The 713-nt window shown below is 66.2% G+C and carries 1 pseudogene; it reads right to left on the bottom strand.

Features of this window, described 5'->3' with window-relative positions:
* Window positions 1-713 (bottom strand): annotated as a pseudogene (locus tag EOA60_RS35730) (ATP-binding domain-containing protein); the annotation flags it as partial.

The raw sequence follows: 713 nt of genomic DNA, 5'->3' as shown, positions 1-713 counted from the left end.
CAGGGTGGCGCCGGCGCCCATCGCTGCCGCCTCCTTCGGGCTTTGTGTCTGGCGGAGATCGAGAAGGCCGAGACGCTCGCCCACGCCGCGCAGGCGCTGAGCGAGATCGGCCAGCTTTTGCTTCTGCCGGATCGTCCAATCGACGCGATCTCTGAGCAGCGTGCGGGCCACACGAACGACATTGAGACCACGGTTCTCGGCGAAGCGGAGCGCCTGGCGGTAGAGCGTGCCGCGCTCGTAGTCGAGCGTGGTCTCCTTGGCATTGCGCCGCGACAGGACCTTGCCCAGCCCGCCATGGAAGCCGAAGGATCGGCGCCCGTAATAGAGCGCCATGTCCTCGCGGTGACGCGTCATCGCGACATAGGTCAGGTGCCGATCGAGCGAGAGCGACGCCAGCACTTTTACCCTATCAACCGTGGCGCCCTGGGCTTTGTGGATCGTGGTGGCGTAGCCGTGGTCGACGTCGCGGTAGAGCTGCTGATCGACAGTGACGTGACGGCGCTGGTCGCCTTCGCCGATCGCCGCGACGATGCGGCCGGGCGCGGCCTCGACCACCTTTCCGATCATGCCGTTCTTCACGCCGAGAGCGCTGTGGTTCTTCAGGAACACGATCTGGTCCCCGACATCGAACTTGCGGAGGCCGTCATCGGTGCGGAAGGCATGCCCCTCGCCGACGATGCCGCGCGCAACCAGCCTGTCGCGCGCCATCATAT

This window comes from Mesorhizobium sp. M1A.F.Ca.IN.020.06.1.1 (assembly GCF_004023265.1).
In the GTDB taxonomy this organism is placed as follows: Bacteria; Pseudomonadota; Alphaproteobacteria; order Rhizobiales; family Rhizobiaceae; genus Mesorhizobium.
This window is presented reverse-complemented; position numbering and strand designations above follow the sequence as displayed.